This window comes from Pseudomonas sp. F007 (assembly GCF_057814275.1).
This window is the reverse complement of record NZ_JBVATA010000008.1, coordinates 260,586-274,837: the sequence shown is the minus strand read 5'-3', so window position 1 is coordinate 274,837 and position 14,252 is coordinate 260,586. Positions and strand designations below refer to the sequence as shown.

Here is a 14,252-nt window from a genome sequence, read left to right as displayed (position 1 = left end):
GTGACTACGTTCGAATAGGAAGGGTAGGGAATGAGAAAGCGGTTTATGCAGCTTACGCTGGTGATGGCTACGTCGCTTGTGATTGCGGGTTGTGCTGGTCGCTACGAGGACTTCTACACTCCCGCCCCCGGAGTCACTCCCGAATTGATCGCCGCCAATCGGGTCTCCCCGGCTCCCGAAGAACCGCTAATCGAGCGCTCGGAGTTTGGCGACATCAAACAGATCATTGCCGACTATTATAAGCGGGGATTTGTGTCCATCGGCAGTTCGATGTTCAACAGTGGCGAGGTGGCTTCTGAACATCAAGCCCTGGCACAAGGTAGCGCCGTTGGGGCTGACTTGGTTTTGGTCTTCTACCCCAAATATACGGACTCAGTGACGTCCAGCGTGCCCATCACCACCCCGACAACCAGCACGTCGTATGCTACCGGATCAGCGACAGCATATGGGCCAGGCGGCCCAGCAACCACTTACGGCAACGTGTTGACGACCACCCATGGGACTAATACGACCTATGTCCCGATGACAGTGAACCGGTCTGACTACGGCGCTGTGTTTTTTGTGAAATATCGGAACAAATTTGGGGTCTCTGTTCGAAACCTGAATGATCTTGAGCGCCAAGCTCTGCAGACCAACCAAGGGGTGGCGGTAGAGGTTATCGTCGATGACAGTCCCGCCTTCTGGGCAGACATCCTTCCCGGCGACTTCATCGTGTCTATCGATAATGAAAAAGTGGCCAATCAGGAGGGCTTTTCTCGGTTGATTGATGCCCATAGCGGCCAGGCCATTACTGTGACCTTGGTTCGCCAGGGGCAGGTGCTGGTGAAAAAAGTGACGTTGGGTAGCTAGCGACTGGCTTATTTCTGGCCGGTTGTAGCCTGTCGCCACCGGCAGCAATGGGTCGGATAGCGACGGTCTAGCATCGACAGTCGCTATAGATAGTCAGACTTCCGTCTGTCCCGCCATTTCCAGGGCATTTCTCTGCGAGCTGGAGTCTGACCCGGATGGCCCAGGTATCTCTGAATCGAAGCGGGGCTTTCTGGCCGACTAGCTTTCCCTTGTTCCACGGCTGATGGGTGTATGTAGCAATAGTGTTCATGGTGGTGTCCTCCACGTTGGGGGAGGACAAGGATGGATCAGGCACAGTGCGCCGTGGTCGCTTTCGACCCAAAGCGGCCTGTCGGATGATCGAGGCCAGCCCAAAAGCGGTCGTCTTAATTAACGATAAAATTGGTATCTACAAATCGGTAGGTTAACTCCATTGGGTCGGCAGTCACTCCCTTTTGCTGCATGTGTTTGGAATAGGAATCCCACTTGACGCTGATACGGCTGGGAAGATCATCTCGAAAGTCCATCTGCTCGGCGACTATTTCAAACCACGTTCCTTGGGTGGCATAGGTCTCGCGTAGTTTGGGCTCCATTCGAGCCAAGACGTTCAATTGCTCTGGCTCAATCCTGCCAATGGATTGTAAAACGTATAACTCCAATAGCTTTAGAAATGGTTTGCCTTCGTAGCGACTCATGACTGCATCCTTGTGCATGGTGTGATTGATGTCTGTAGCTTCGTCTGACATGCGTACGCCTTCAGCGTCATTGGCAAAAATGTGAGGCGTAGATAGCACCCATAACACGGCTTACAGTCGGGAAATCCGCTTCATCGCTTTTTCACCTTGGTAATCAGTATATGATTGGATCGGGGCATCTTCCCGCGGAAGCTCATGCAGCGACCTATCAACCTTTGGATAAAAAATCACATATCCCATCTTCGTGCCAATTGGTGATTAACCTTTAGCTTTACTCTAACGATATTAAGAGGCCGCCAAACAAATTAGCCGTGCTCTACTCGAATCAACTCATCGTAGTCGCCAAATGACGGTACTCGAGAATAATTTGACGAAACATCGGCATGAGAGTTCGCAATTTCAAGCTTATGAGGATTGAATGATTCTTTCCTGATAACAACTCCCCCGCTGCGATCAAATAAATATGAAGCACCACTAATCACCTTATCTGACTCACCATCGAACTCTCGGTATATAGCCGTAGTTAAAAATAACATTTCAGGCTCAACCTCCTGAAAAGCGTACGTCAGCGATACACGCAAATTCTCATCAAGAAATCCTACACCTATTACCTTGTCAGAAATATCGAGAAAGCAGTATGGCTGACTGACAGAGTCAACTAATACCGTATAAGTTTTCTTGTTGGTATGAGCAAGCTCAGCCTGCTCTTTAGACCAAACTTCTGTCGGCTTCTTCTTCGCTCTAAACCATGACTTGCAAAAAAAAATTGACGATTCATAAATAAATACCCCCATCAACATCTCGAATCAGCATGCCCGCTCGATCAGCAGTACTTGATAACTGCTTTCAGAATTGGTCGCACCTGATCAGAAATCTCAAGATAGTACTGACCAAGCAACGTCCGCACTGCCAATTCATCACTTGTAGGAAAACTTGCGATTCTCCCATTCACCGGATGCTTCGATGGTAATTCGTTTACGCTCCAGCCGTATTTGTCTCAGAGGTGGTCGCGGCAAACGCGACATTGCTCAAGGAGAAATGTGACATGGATGACGGCAAGCCCTACGACCTTCGATATTCGAAAACAGCACCGGTGAAGCTACCAATTTGATATCACTGTGTCCACTGTCCGCTCTTGGCCGAAAGTTGCCCTACCCCACAGACACGACTCGCTCAAAGCGAAGGCATCAAAGCTGATGAGAGGTGAATTCATCCATCCAGCCCCCTACCTCTCCAACCCAACCCGCAACAACGCCTCCACCTCCCCCTCAACCCCCATCACCCTAAACGCACTCACCCGCGCCCTCCCCGTATTCCCCACCGGCACCCAAACCCTCGAAAACGCCAACGCCGCCAAAATCCTCGGCACCTGCCCCGTCACTTCCCGCCAATCCCGATCCAGCCACCCCACCCGCAACATCCACCAATGGGCCTTCGCATGCGCGAACGGCATCCGCTGAGTCAACACATGCGCCCGCTCCAGCCAGCGATACGCGACCGGAATGTCACCCGACTCCATCGCAGCCCGAGCCTCGACGAACGCTTGATCAATGGCCTGTCGCAGGCGTGTGTTCATATTCACCTCAACACCTAGTTATCGTGGCGCGCTCATTTCACTACGAATCAGGTCGTACAGCGGTTGGGCGCCGAAGTTGGTCAGGGGTTTGCCGTTGACGAAGAAGCTTGGGGTGCGGGTGACGCCGAGGGTTTTCGCGTCGGCGGCGTCGCGGGCGATGGTCGCGGTGATGTCAGCGGACATGAGGATTTCCCGGGCCTTGGCTTCGTCGAGGCCGGCCTGGATGGCGGCGGTCCAGGCGGCGGTGGCGTTGGCGTCGTCGTGCCATTGCGGCTGGGATTCGAGGACGGCTTGCAGGACTTGCGGGTAGACGCCTTGTTTGCGGGCGGTTTCCAGCAGGCGGATGGCTTGTTCGGAGCCGACGTGCAGGGGCACGTAACGGAGCACCAGGCGGATGTCGTCCGGGTGTTTGGCCATCATTTGTTTGACGATGGGGTAGAAGGCGCGGCAGCTTTCGCAGGATGGGTCGAAGAATTCGACCACGGTCACCGAGGCTTTGGCCGGGCCGAAACTTGGCGCGTTGAAGCGCACCAGGGCGCTGCTGTCCTGCACGGGCGCGGTGACTTGCACCGGGGTGGTGGCGCGATTGTAGTAGAACGCGGCGGCGCTGAAGCCGATCACCGCAACGGCAGTGATGGCGATGACGAGGGTGCGACGACTCATGGGGTGACTCTCCGGCGGAGGATTTCGAGAAGGATGATCAACAGGCTGAAGACGCCCAGTGACAGCAACGGCAATGGCAGGCCGCTGAGGATGGTCATGTCGGCGCCCGAGCAGGACGGGCCGGCGCCGCAGGGTTGCAGGCTTTCGGTGATAAAACCGAAATACAGCAGGTTGTGAAACAAGGCGAGCAACCAGCCGGCGCCGGCCAGGGGCAGGCCGTAGCGCCAGACGCGGGTGTCGGAGACCCAGCAGGCGACGCCCAGCACCACCACCAGCGGGAACATGAACGCCCGCTGGAACCAGCACAACACGCAGGGCGCCTGGCCCATGACTTCGCCAACGAACAACACGACCAGGCTGGACACCAGGGCCAGCAGCCAGGCGATCAGTAACAGCGGCCAGCCTTTGGGGAGAGGCTGTGAAGGGGACGGGGGCATCCGGTGAAATCCTTTTTCAAGAGGTAGGCGGACGCCATTCAACAGCCTGAAGCCACTACAGAGTCAAGCGCTTATCGGCTCATGCCTTGGCAGACCACAACCGGATCTGCTCCAGCGACGCCGTTGCCCCGCCGCAGACCACCACCAACACATTGTCGAAAGCCTTGAGCGCCGCGCCCTCATAGACCACCGCCAATGCCGCGCCGCAGGCTGGCTCCACCAGCACCCGGTGATCGAACAGGAAGCGCTCGCAAGCGTCCAGCGCCTGCTGATCGGTCACCAGTTCGCTGTGGATGCTGTGGCTGCCGAGGTAGTTCACCGCCTGGTCGCACACGCGTTTGGCGCCGAGCGAGGTGGCGATCGAGGTGATCTGATCCAACTGCACCGGTTTGCCCGCCAGGGTCGCCGCGTGGAACGACGCCGCGCCTTCGGTTTCCACGGCGATCACCGGCACGTCGTGCCAGCCATTGCGCTGCAGGCCTTCGATGACACCGCAGAGCAAACCACCGCCACCGACCGAGAGCACCACCGCATCGGGCTTTTGTCCGCTGGCGGCGACTTCGTCGATCAGGGTGGCGTGGCCGGTCCACAGCAGTGGGTCGTCGAATGGATGGATAAAGGCGTCGTTGCCCTTGATCAGCCCTTGCGCCAGCTGGTTGGCTTCCTGCCAGGAACTGCCATGGACGATCACCTCGGCGCCTTCCAGCGCCAGCAGTTCCTTGGCCCGTTCGGTGGTGGTTTCCGGGACCACTACCACCACTGGCACGCCCATCTTGCGTCCGGCGTAGGCCACCGCCAGCCCGGCGTTGCCGCCGGACGACGAGATAAACCGCTCGGCGCCATTGGCTCGATGGATTTCGCAGGCATGGCCGACGCCGCGCAGTTTGAACGAGCCGCAGGGCTGCAGGGCGTCGAGCTTGAGGTTGACCGTGCAATGGGCGGCGAGGCTCAGGGGGCGGGATTCGATCAGCGGCGTGTTGATGTGCAAGGGCATGATGGGCAGGTCCTGAAAAATGGGTTCAGCGTTGCGCCGCGTTATCGCCGCGCAACTGCTCGAGGTAGTTGTAAATCGTGAAGCGGGTCACACCGAGGGCGGTGGCGGCTTTTTCCACGCCGCCCTTGACGATGAACAGGCCCCGCTCCTGCATCACTCGCACGGCTTCGACCTTGGCTTTTTTGTTCATCTTGCCGAGACCCAGGGTGGCCAGTGAGTCCTGAATGATCTGCGCCATCAGCACTTCCATATCCCCCGGTTCCGCGGCCGGTTCGCCGGCGGGCTGGAGCATTGGTTGCAACTGTTCGAGGAAGGCCTGGGCGACGCTCAAGCCGGTGAGGTCGGCGTTGATGCAGAGGCTGGCGAAGGGGGTTCCGTTGCGGTCGCGGTAGACCACGGTGGCGCTGCGCAAATGGCGGCCGTTGACCAGGGTCGGGTAGTCGGGGATGACCACGGGGTCGCAGCCGTCGCTGGCGGCAGTGGCCGCGGTGACGGCGGCAAAGCCCTTGTCCTGCTCCGGCCCGCCGAGGATCGGGCTGCCGACCTTGCGCCCGGAAATATGCCCGTTGGCAATCGCCAGCACCGACTGCTGCGGACGCTCGAGGTCGTGCAGGAGGATCTCGGTATTGCGCCCGATCACACTGGACAAGGCGCTGATGGCGGCGCGCAACACCTGCAGGGTGGTGTGGCGTTCGAGGGTGGTATCCAGCATGGGCATTGCGGTCCGATTTTCAACATTCTGTTGAAATATAGGCGTACCGTTGATTTCCCGCAAGCCCGGCCAGCCCCCAATTCCCCCCCACATCCCCCCCAATACCCGGCTCATGGCCAGTATTGATTGGATCCACTTGGACGGTCTGCAAGCCCCATGGCTGACGGCTCTGAAGCGCCGCAGAACAGGCCTGAAACGGCGCTGGCACGGACTTTGCCCCATGCCCAAATAAAGGGCAAAGTGCCATCGACCGGTAATATTGTTCAGGGTTCGCTCTCTCTTTTGTAGGAGCGAGCTTGCTCGCGAAAAACGTTAACGATTACGCGGACATTCTGAATGAACGCGGTGTCCTGAAGTTTTTCGCGAGCAAGCTCGCTCCGACAGTGAGGGAGAGAGCTCCAACAACATCACCCTCGACACGAAGTATGCCCGGTACACACCCACGCAGGCAGTGAGGCGAACCGGATGAACAACACACCTACCCCAGCGTCGCCCTTGATGGAGCGTTCGCGCATTGCGTCAGCCATGTTCTATGCGCTGTACCTGATGGACGCCGGCGCATCGCCGATGGACGACGAGAGCCAGCCCTCTCCCACCGACCCGTCCTACTACCGGCCGCAGCCCGCCGACCCGGCCGCTGCGCTGCTGGAAATCCGCGGCATGCCCGAGGCCAACCATGGCTCGCTGTCCCTGCCCAATGGCGGCCAGGGCGACCGCAACACGCCGCGCACCGACAACGTGTTGCCGCCGGCGCTGCAGACGTCGTTCAACTTCCCCACCAACGGCAAGCCCAGCCCGTTGTTCGGCGCCGAGCCGTTCACCCAGCAGATTCTGTTGTTCGAGGAATTCGGCCCGGAAAAACTCGACCCGCAAACCCCACCAGCACCGATGACCTTCCCGGTCCCAACCCTGGGGCCAATGCCGGGCCAGGACCCCAACAGCATCGCCCGCAGCGGTCCGGCGGGCACTGCGTTGGAAGCCTTCCTCCGGCAACCGGGGTTGACCCCCTACCCCACCCAGTATTCCAACGTGCTGGATCGCAACCCGTGGAAGGCGCAGATCGAAGCCTTCCTCAACCGCGCCCCGGTCGGTTCGCCCGCCGAAGGCCGGCCCGGTGGCAAGGGCTGGTCGCACCAGCGCTGGAACGAGTTCTACCCGCAGGCCGCATTCAAGACCGTGCAAGCCGGCGCGCGGCAGAACCTCGGCCTGCGCGACAACAAGCAGATGCACGGCTACGCCAAGGGTGAGTTCGGCCCGGGCGGGCTCTACTACCAGACCTCGGACATGCCCACCACCAAGGGCACGACCAAGGGCATCGACATTCGCATCCATCCGAAGATGCCGATCCAGAACCACAACTCGGTGTGGACCTTCGACGGCACCCTGCCGCCAAAACTGTTGATGGTGCGCTACGGCCAACCACTGCTGATGCGTCATTACAACGCCTTGCCGATCGACCCGGCGGCCAACAACGGCTTCGGCCTGCACACCATCAGCACCCACGAACACAACGGCCACAACCCGGCCGAAAGCGACGGCTATGCCAACGCCTTCTTCTTCCCCGGCCAGTACTACGACTACCGCTGGCCGGTGCAACTGGCCGGCTACGACACCATCAACACCAAGGCCGAGGACCCACGCGCGGCGTTCCCCTGCTCGCCTGGCGAAACCCTGTGGGTCAACGACATGGCGCCGTCGAAGAAGACCTGCGAGAACGGCAGCATCAAGATCCGTGGCGACTGGCGCGAAACCATGAGCACCCACTGGTTCCACGACCACATGCTCGATTTCACCGCGCAGAACGTCTACAAGGGCAACGCGGTGATGATGAACTACTACAGCGCCATCGACCGCGGCAACGAGACCTTCGAAGACGGCGTCAACCTGCGTTTCCCCAGCGGCAGCGCCATGCCCTGGGGCAACCGCGACTACGACGTCAACCTGGTGCTCGGCGACAAGGCCTGGGATGCCAACGGCCAGTTGTGGTTCAACCCGTTCAACACCGATGGCTTCCTCGGCGACCAGATGCTGGTCAACTGGCAGTACCAGCCGTTCCTCAACGTGCGCGCGCGCAGCTACCGCTTCCGCATCCTCAACGGCTCGGTGTCGCGCTACTTCAAGCTGGCGGTGGTCCGCGAAATCAAGGGCACCAGCGGTGAATTCCAGGGCCCGTCCGGCTCGGGTGTGTCTTACGCGCGGGTGCCGTTCCACATGATCGGCAACGACGGCAACATCATGGAGCACGCGGTGCCGTTCGACGGCACCCTGGACCTGGATGGCGACGGCGACCTGAAGAACAACAACGCGATCCTGCCGACCCAGGCCATCGCCGAGCGCTACGACATCATCATCAATTTCGCCAAACACGGGATCAAGACTGGCGACAAGCTGTACTTCGTCAACGTGATGGAGCACAAGACCGGCAAGGGCCCGGAGAAAGACGCGGTGCCCCTGGGCGACGTGCTGTCCGGCAAGTACAAGGCCGAACTCAAGGACAGCAGCAAAGGCCCGAAATGGGACAAGGGCGATCCGGTGGTGGGCAAGTTCCTGCAACTGATCGTCAACTCCTACTCCGGCCAGGACCAGAGCATGGACCCGGTCGCCTACGAGCCGGCCAAACCGGGCAAGCCCGAAGGCAAGAAAATGATCCCGCTGACCATCAACCGCGACGATGCCGCTGACAAGGCCAAGCTCGAACTGGCGCGCCATCGCAGCTTCACCTTCGGCCGTTCCGACGGCACCGACCTGGCGCCCTGGACCATCAAGACCGATGACGGTTTCGGCTACAGCATGGACCCACGGCAGCTGACCGCAGCGGCCACCCTGTCCACCGGCCCGACCGATGCCGGCTTCAGCGGCGACGGCACCCTGGAAGTGTGGAAGATCAAGAACGGCGGCAACGGCTGGAGCCATCCGGTGCACGTGCACTTCGAGGAAGGGGTGATTCTCGACCGCGACGGCAAGGCCCCGCCGGACTGGGAAAAATGGGCGCGCAAGGACGTGTTCCGCATCGGCCCGGAAGTCGACAGCTCGGTGGAAGTGACCATGGCCATCCGTTTCCGCGAGTTTGCCGGGACCTACATGGAGCACTGCCACAACACCCAGCACGAGGACTCGTCGATGTTGCTGCGCTGGGACATCGAGCACCCCGGCCAATTCGAATTGATGCCGACCCCGCTGCCGAGCTGGGATGGCGTCGAGTACGTCGCCACGGCTGCGCTGCCAACCTTCCGCAGCGGCGGCAAGGGCAGCGGCAACCCTGACGATGAGGAAGAAGGCGAAGGTGGCGACGACGGCAGCGAGAACAAAAAACCCATCGCCGGCGCCGACAGTGCCAGCACGGCCGCGGGCGCGGCGGTGACCCTCAACGTCCTGGCCAACGACAGCGATCCGGACAACAACCTGCCGCTGTCGGTGGTCGGTTTGAGTCAGCCGGACTCCGGCAAGGGCGTCGTCACCACCGATGGCACGACCATTACCTACACCCCACCGGCCACGGTGACCGAGGGTTTCACGGCGGTGTTCACCTATGACCTGCGCGATGCCAAGGGCGGGATATCGGCGACGCCGGGCACGGTGACCGTCAACGTGCCGGCCGCCGTCACCAGCAACGAGGACCTGCAGGTGACCAGCGCCAGCGTCACGGCGCGCAGCAACAGCCGCTACACCTGGGACCTGGCCGGTACCACGTCGAAGACCGACTCGGTGTTGACCGTAACCGCCGCGACCACCGGCGGACCGGTCAGCCTCGGCACCGCGACCCTGTCGTCAGCCCCCACCGGCGCACGCTGGCGGGTCTCGATCACCACCACCGGCAATGCCCCGGCGGCGGGGGCGAGCGTGACGATCAAGTCGTCCTCCGGCAAGACCATCACCGCCCCGGTTTCGGTGCGCTGATCGCGACCCTCTTGCACCTCGGCCCGGACGGTCGGGGTGCAAGGTTTTTTATCAGTACCTGCACAGGACGCATATCATGAGCACGTTATCCTGGACTGCACCGAACCCACTGATCCGCCTGCTGCTGTTGTTCCTGCTCGGCCTTGCGCGCTGGGTCAGCGCCGCCGAGGACGGCGACCCGGGCACGCCCTGGGGCAAGGACTATTTCCCCAACACCGCGCTGATCAATCAGGACGGCCAGACCCTGCACTTCTTCGATGACATGATCAAAGACAAGGTGGTCGCGATCAATTTCATCTTCACCTCTTGCACCGACTCCTGCCCGCTGGAAACTGCACGCCTGCTGCAGGTGCAGAAAATCCTCGGCGACCGGGTCGGCAAGGACGTGTTCCTCTACTCCATCAGCATCGACCCGGAAACCGACACCCCGCCAGTGTTGAAAAAGTACGCCGAGAAATTTCGCATCGGCCCGGGCTGGCAGTTCCTCACTGGCAACAAGGACGACATCACCGCCCTGCGCAAAAACCTCGGGCTGTTCATCGATGGCATCGACAACGGCCGCAACAAGGACCACAACCTGAGCCTGATCATCGGCAACCAGAGCACCGGGCGCTGGATGAAATCCTCGCCGATGGAGAACCCCTACATCCTCGCCGACCGCCTGAGCAAGACCCTGCAGAACTGGAAGCAACCGAGCAGCAATACCCAGGACTACGCCAGCGCCCCGACCCTGCGCCCACCGAGTGCCGGCGAGCAGATCTACCGCACTCGCTGCTCGTCCTGCCACACCCTGGGCGACACCGCCAACGCCGGCCTGCGCGGCATCGGCCCGGACCTGATCGGCGTCACCCGCCAGCGCGACCCGCAATGGCTCAAGCGCTGGATCCGCGAACCGGACCAGATGCTCAGCGAAAAAGACCCGCTGGCGATGCAGCTGTATGCGCAATACAACAACCTGGCGATGCCCAACCTGCGCCTCGGCGACATCGAGATCAACGCCCTGCTGACCTTCCTCGCCGAAGAAACCGAACGCGTGCAGCCCGAGCCGCCGGTGGTCCAGGAAAACCATGAGGACCACATGCAACACGCCGGGCACCAGATGGCGCCGCAGGGCGGTTGAGGTCCAGCCCACGCCTGGCACGATCAATCAGCAGACGCTCCCCCTCGCCGATGGGGGGGCAATGGTTTGGGGTCCTCTTCAGGATGGCGCCGTATACACGCGTCCCTCCACCCGCCGTCAATGAGAGAACAACAACCATGTTTTACGAAAGCATTGATACCGCCGCGATCAACGATGAAGACCTGCCGTGGGTGCCGTTCGTGCCCTACAGCAATGAGGTCTTTATCAAATACCTCAAATGCGACCCGATTCGCGGTGAGACCATCACCCTGCTCAAGGCCCCGGCCGGCACCACCCTGCCCAAGCACCATCACTCCGGCACGGTGATCGTCTACACCATCAAGGGCGGCTGGAAGTACCTGGAACACGACTGGATCTCCAAGGCCGGCGGCGTGGTGTTCGAAACCGCAGGCTCCAGCCATACCCCGGTGGCCCTGCCGGAATACGGCGACGAAATCATCACCCTGAACATCACCCAGGGCGACCTGCTGTACTTCGACGACAGCGACAACCTGGTCGCCATCGAAAACTGGAAAACCAGCGTCGAACGCTACCTGGCGTTCTGTCAGGCCAACGATGTCGAGCCCCGGGACATCACCAGCTTTGCTGTCTGAACGCCCCCACAGCCTCTTCGACCGCCCGGCGCCGCACCGGGCGGCCGTGTCGTTGCCACCTGAACATCACGGAGACCCCCATGTCCCAGAAGCTGCATCCCGCCGGGCCCTTCGCCTTGAAACTCTGTGCGCTGCTGGCGACATCGGTCGCCAGTGCCCAGGACACCTTGCCCTTCCCGCCCACGCCTTCGGCCAGTGAGGCGAAACCGACGCTGCAAGAATCCACGCACCATAAACGCCAGGCGCAATCGCACCTGCCGGCCGACGCGCCGAACATCCTGGTGATCATGCTCGACGATGCCGGCTTCGCCCAGGCCGATACCGTCGGTGGCGCGATCCACACGCCAACCCTGACACGCGTGGCCGACAGCGGCGTGCGCTACAACGCCTTCCACACCGCCGCGATCAGCTCCGCCACCCGTGCCGCGCTGCTCACCGGGCGCAATCACCACCGCGTTGGAAACGGCGTGATCGCCGAACTGGCCACCGATTGGGACGGCTACACGGGCAAGATTCCAAAGAGTTCGGCGACCATGGCCGAGGTGCTCAAGCAATATGGCTACAGCACCGCCGCGTTCGGCAAATGGCACAACACGCCACCGATGGACACCACTGCCGCGGGGCCTTTCGACACCTGGCCGACGGCTTACGGTTTCGAACATTTCTACGGTTTCCTGGCCGGGGAAACCTCGCAATACGAACCACGCCTGTACCGCGACAACACCCCGATCGAACCGCCGCGCGACCCGAACTATCACCTCAGCGAAGACCTGGCGAACCAGGCCGTCAACTGGCTGCAGGATCAACAGACCTATGCGCCGGACAAGCCGTTTTTCATGTACTGGACCCCGGGTGCAGTGCACGGCCCGCACCAGGTCAACGCGCAGTGGGCGGACAAGTACAAAGGCAAGTTCGACGCCGGTTGGGACGCTTACCGCGAGCAGACCTTTGCTCGCCAGAAAGCCCTGGGCTTTATCCCGGCCAATGCCGTGCTTACCCCGCGCCCAGCGGAACTGCCGGCCTGGGACAGCCTGTCGGCCGAGCAAAAGCAGTATCAGGCGCGCTTGATGGAGGTGTATGCCGGCTTCATGGAGCATGCGGACACCCAGGCCGGCAAGCTCCTCGACCAGCTCGAACGCAGCGGCAAGCGGGACAACACGCTGATTTTCTATGTGTTCAGCGACAACGGCGCTTCGGCCGAGGGTATGGAAGGCACGATCAACGAACTGCTGGCGCAGAACGGTATCCCGGTGCCCAAGGAACAGCAGTTGAAAGTCCTCAATGAGATGTACGGAGGCCTGTCGGCGCTGGGCGGGCCGAAGTTGGAGAACATGTACAACGCCGCCTGGGCCTGGGCCGGTTCGGGGCCTTTTGTCGGCACCAAGCTGGTGGCCGGTTACTTTGGCGGGACACGCACACCACTGGCGGTTTCCTGGCCGAAGCAGATCAAGGCCGACGCGCGGGTGCGCGGACAGTTCCATCACGTCAACGACATCGCTCCCACCGTGTATGACCTGCTGGCGATCTCCCCGCCTACCGAGGTCAATGGCATCGCCCAGGACCCGCTCGACGGCGTCAGCATGCGCTACACCTTCAATGACCCCGAGGTGAAATCGAAAAAACCGGCGCAGTACTTCGAGGTGCTGGGCAGTCGTGGCGTGTACAAGGACGGCTGGATGGCTTCGGTATTCGGCCCGCGCAAGCCGTGGGTGCAAGGGTTCGCTCAGTTCATGGGCTGGGATTCGAGCAAGGATCAGTGGTCGCTGTACAACCTGCAGGATGACTACTCCCAGGCCAAGGATGTCGCTGCCGCCCATCCGCAAAAACTCGCCGAGCTGAAGGCTGAATTCGACGTGCAGGCCAAGGCCAACCATGTCTACCCGATCGGTGCCGGCCTGTATCCGTTCCTCGACCCGCAGGCTCGGATCTCCACCACCCGGCACGAGTGGCACTTCAGCGACCACGTGCAACGCTTCCCGGAATTCGCCGCGCCGAACCTGCGCAACCAGAACAACAGCGTGGTGGTGGACGCCGACGTACCAGCCAATGCTTCGGGCGTGTTGTATGCCTTGGGCGGGATCGGCGGCGGGGTCAGCCTGTACATGGATGACGGCTTCCTGGTCTACGAGTACAACGCCCTGGCGATTGCCCGGGTCAAGCTGAAGTCGGCCGAGCGAGTTCCGGCCGGGCGCCTCAGCATTGAAATGTTGACGGTGATGTCAGCCCCTAAACCCGGCGCGCCCGCCAACCTGACCCTGCGCCTCAACGGCAAGGAAATCGCCAGCGCCACCACGCCTTTCACCCCACCGCTGACCTTCACTGCCAGCGAAACCTTCGACGTCGCCACCGACGAGGGCTCCCCGGTCACCCTCGACTACTTCGACCGCGCGCCGTTTCATTTCAATGGCAAGATCAATGACGTGCATGTGATGTATCTGCCGTAGTTTGCTCGCTCCACTGCAACCCACTGTAGGAGCGAGCCTGCTCGCGATGGTCGTCAACGATGACGCGTACATCCTGGATTAACGCGGCGGCTTCAGGCTCATCGCTGCGATGCGGCGGCCCGACAGGCCAGCTCCTACATCAGGCTGATGAAACCCGGCCATATCGGGTGATCCTCGGCCTCACCGGCTTAAACCAGATTCCACAGATGAAACCCAATCCACTGTAGGAGCGAGCCTGCTCGCGATGGTCGTCAACGATGACGCGTACATCC

Annotated in this window: 12 protein-coding genes and 1 pseudogene; 5 read left to right on the top strand and 8 right to left on the bottom strand. The window is 61.0% G+C overall.

The features are described 5' to 3' along the window. The first annotated feature begins 45 nt into the window (after positions 1-45). Positions 46-849: a PDZ domain-containing protein gene (locus ACZYR5_RS21420; protein ID WP_489091435.1), complete on the top strand. Its 804-nt coding sequence runs from the start codon at positions 46-48 to the stop codon at positions 847-849. A 127-nt stretch (positions 850-976) separates the two neighbouring features. Here ACZYR5_RS21420 and ACZYR5_RS21415 read toward each other — a convergent pair. From ACZYR5_RS21415 to ACZYR5_RS21380, 8 genes and pseudogenes are all read right to left on the bottom strand, one after another. Beyond that, positions 977-1,099, bottom strand: a pseudogene (locus tag ACZYR5_RS21415) (integrase); the annotation flags it as partial. Positions 1,100-1,214: 115 nt separating this feature from the next. After that, complete coding sequence (locus tag ACZYR5_RS21410) at positions 1,215-1,523, bottom strand: hypothetical protein (RefSeq protein WP_489091434.1); 309 nt, start codon at positions 1,521-1,523, stop codon at positions 1,215-1,217. Positions 1,524-1,828: 305 nt separating this feature from the next. Beyond that, positions 1,829-2,317 (bottom strand): lytic transglycosylase, encoded by a 489-nt coding sequence (locus tag ACZYR5_RS21405; RefSeq protein ID WP_489091433.1) that lies wholly within the window; start codon positions 2,315-2,317, stop codon positions 1,829-1,831. A gap of 431 nt (positions 2,318-2,748) precedes the next feature. Next, a complete protein-coding gene (locus tag ACZYR5_RS21400; RefSeq protein WP_489091432.1) occupies positions 2,749-3,099 on the bottom strand; it encodes a DUF3703 domain-containing protein in 351 nt (116 codons plus the stop codon). A gap of 18 nt (positions 3,100-3,117) precedes the next feature. After that, the gene (locus ACZYR5_RS21395; RefSeq protein WP_489091431.1) at positions 3,118-3,762 is read right to left on the bottom strand and encodes a DsbA family protein; all 645 of its coding nucleotides are present in this window, start codon (positions 3,760-3,762) and stop codon (positions 3,118-3,120) included. Next, complete coding sequence (locus ACZYR5_RS21390; protein ID WP_489091430.1) at positions 3,759-4,199, bottom strand: disulfide bond formation protein B; 441 nt, start codon at positions 4,197-4,199, stop codon at positions 3,759-3,761. Before ACZYR5_RS21390 ends, ACZYR5_RS21395 begins: the two co-directional genes overlap by 4 nt. 79 nt (positions 4,200-4,278) lie before the next feature. Continuing rightward, positions 4,279-5,193 (bottom strand): pyridoxal-phosphate dependent enzyme, encoded by a 915-nt coding sequence (locus ACZYR5_RS21385; RefSeq protein ID WP_489091429.1) that lies wholly within the window; start codon positions 5,191-5,193, stop codon positions 4,279-4,281. A gap of 25 nt (positions 5,194-5,218) precedes the next feature. Then, on the bottom strand, positions 5,219-5,905 hold the full coding sequence (locus ACZYR5_RS21380) for a helix-turn-helix transcriptional regulator (protein ID WP_489091428.1): 687 nt from the start codon (positions 5,903-5,905) through the stop codon (positions 5,219-5,221). 498 nt (positions 5,906-6,403) lie between these two features. Between ACZYR5_RS21380 and ACZYR5_RS21375 the strand changes: the two genes are divergently transcribed. The 4 genes from ACZYR5_RS21375 to ACZYR5_RS21360 all read left to right on the top strand — a co-directional run bounded on the left by ACZYR5_RS21375 (position 6,404) and on the right by ACZYR5_RS21360 (position 13,980). Continuing rightward, a complete protein-coding gene (locus ACZYR5_RS21375; RefSeq protein ID WP_489091576.1) occupies positions 6,404-9,802 on the top strand; it encodes an Ig-like domain-containing protein in 3,399 nt (1,132 codons plus the stop codon). Between the two features lie 76 nt (positions 9,803-9,878). Then, a complete protein-coding gene (locus tag ACZYR5_RS21370) occupies positions 9,879-10,922 on the top strand; it encodes an SCO family protein (RefSeq protein ID WP_489091427.1) in 1,044 nt (347 codons plus the stop codon). Between the two features lie 137 nt (positions 10,923-11,059). Continuing rightward, complete coding sequence (locus ACZYR5_RS21365) at positions 11,060-11,536, top strand: 2,4'-dihydroxyacetophenone dioxygenase family protein (protein WP_489091426.1); 477 nt, start codon at positions 11,060-11,062, stop codon at positions 11,534-11,536. Positions 11,537-11,616: 80 nt separating this feature from the next. Continuing rightward, positions 11,617-13,980 carry an arylsulfatase gene (locus ACZYR5_RS21360; protein ID WP_489091425.1) on the top strand — a complete coding sequence of 788 codons (2,364 nt, stop codon included), beginning with the start codon at positions 11,617-11,619 and terminating at the stop codon, positions 13,978-13,980. Positions 13,981-14,252 lie beyond the last annotated feature (272 nt).

Bases quoted from the DNA above. Each gene is read 5' to 3' on its own strand.
- ACZYR5_RS21420 (WP_489091435.1), top strand. From the start codon at position 46: ATGCAGCTTACGCTGGTGATGGCTACGTCGCTTGTGATTGCGGGTTGT.
- ACZYR5_RS21410 (WP_489091434.1), bottom strand. From the start codon at position 1,523: ATGAGTCGCTACGAAGGCAAACCATTTCTAAAGCTATTGGAGTTATAC.
- ACZYR5_RS21405 (WP_489091433.1), bottom strand. From the start codon at position 2,317: ATGGGGGTATTTATTTATGAATCGTCAATTTTTTTTTGCAAGTCATGG.
- ACZYR5_RS21400 (WP_489091432.1), bottom strand. From the start codon at position 3,099: ATGAACACACGCCTGCGACAGGCCATTGATCAAGCGTTCGTCGAGGCT.
- ACZYR5_RS21395 (WP_489091431.1), bottom strand. From the start codon at position 3,762: ATGAGTCGTCGCACCCTCGTCATCGCCATCACTGCCGTTGCGGTGATC.
- ACZYR5_RS21390 (WP_489091430.1), bottom strand. From the start codon at position 4,199: ATGCCCCCGTCCCCTTCACAGCCTCTCCCCAAAGGCTGGCCGCTGTTA.
- ACZYR5_RS21385 (WP_489091429.1), bottom strand. From the start codon at position 5,193: ATGCCCTTGCACATCAACACGCCGCTGATCGAATCCCGCCCCCTGAGC.
- ACZYR5_RS21380 (WP_489091428.1), bottom strand. From the start codon at position 5,905: ATGCTGGATACCACCCTCGAACGCCACACCACCCTGCAGGTGTTGCGC.
- ACZYR5_RS21375 (WP_489091576.1), top strand. From the start codon at position 6,404: ATGGAGCGTTCGCGCATTGCGTCAGCCATGTTCTATGCGCTGTACCTG.
- ACZYR5_RS21370 (WP_489091427.1), top strand. From the start codon at position 9,879: ATGAGCACGTTATCCTGGACTGCACCGAACCCACTGATCCGCCTGCTG.
- ACZYR5_RS21365 (WP_489091426.1), top strand. From the start codon at position 11,060: ATGTTTTACGAAAGCATTGATACCGCCGCGATCAACGATGAAGACCTG.
- ACZYR5_RS21360 (WP_489091425.1), top strand. From the start codon at position 11,617: ATGTCCCAGAAGCTGCATCCCGCCGGGCCCTTCGCCTTGAAACTCTGT.